This is a genomic window from Xanthovirga aplysinae, from assembly GCF_009711365.1.
GTDB lineage: Bacteria > Bacteroidota > Bacteroidia > Cytophagales > Cyclobacteriaceae > Xanthovirga > Xanthovirga aplysinae.
Window position 1 is genome coordinate 1 of sequence record NZ_SMMB01000319.1, and the last position, 1,114, is coordinate 1,114.

Annotated in this window: 1 protein-coding gene; it reads left to right on the forward strand. The window is 38.8% G+C overall.

Annotated elements, in window-relative coordinates; all coding sequences use genetic code 11:
• Positions 1 to 131: 131 nt before the first annotated feature.
• Positions 132 to 1,114 (forward strand): isoaspartyl peptidase/L-asparaginase family protein (locus E1171_RS00945; RefSeq protein ID WP_155203192.1); only part of this gene is annotated, 983 nt, incomplete at its 3' end.

Genomic DNA, 1,114 nt, shown 5'->3' on the forward strand with positions numbered 1-1,114 from the left:
CCTAACAATAAAATTCTTACAGATTTAAAATCTAAATGCTCTAATCCTTTTAATGGATGAAAACAATCAATTAAAGTTTAGAACTAAATTCGAATTGATTCCTTCTAGGATTTACCTTCAAAATTAATATTATGAGAAAGTTATTTTTAGCTGTTTTGAGTATCCTTATTTCTGCTCAACTAAATGCTCAACATATAGAAAATGTCAACCCCGAATTTGCTCTTGTCATCCATGGTGGAGCTGGTACCATCAAAAAGGAAAACATGACCAAAGAATTAGAAAAGGCCTATCGGGAAAAATTAACCGAAGCCCTCCAGACTGGTTATGATATTCTTAAACGAGGGGGAAGTAGTGAAGAAGCCGTTCAGAAGACCATCAATGTGATGGAAAACTCTCCATTATTTAATGCAGGAAAAGGTGCGGTGTTGAACGAAGAAGGCTTTGCGGAACTAGATGCCTCCATAATGAATGGAAAGACCTTAAATGCCGGTGCAGTAGCAGGAGTTCACCACATCAAAAACCCTATTGATGCAGCTATTAAAGTTATGAATGTTTCCCCACATGTAATGCTTGCCGGAGATGGGGCAGATCAATTCGCCACTGAACAAGATTTGGAAATGGTGGAAGCTGAATATTTTATTACCAATAGAAGAAAAAAAGGATGGGAAAAAATTAGAAGAAAAAAGCTTTCCGGGAAATTAATAGATGAAACAGACATTGAAGGGGATGATAAGCATGGAACAGTGGGCGCTGTGGCCTTAGACAAAGGAGGAAACATTGTTGCAGGCACATCAACTGGAGGAATGACTTACAAGCAGTATGGAAGAATAGGGGATTCGCCTATAATTGGAGCAGGAACTTATGCCAATAACAAAACTTGTGGAATTTCAGGCACCGGTTGGGGAGAGTATTTCATCCGAAATGTAGTAGGACATGATATTTCTGCTATGATGGAATACAAAGGCTACTCTTTAAAACAAGCCTCAGAAGCCGAAATCAAAAAGGTGGAAAAATTAGGAGGTGACGGTGGAGTAATAGGCATTGATCATAAAGGAAATATCTCCATGGCATTTAATACTGCTGGAATGTATCGTGGATACGTCACGGCCGATGG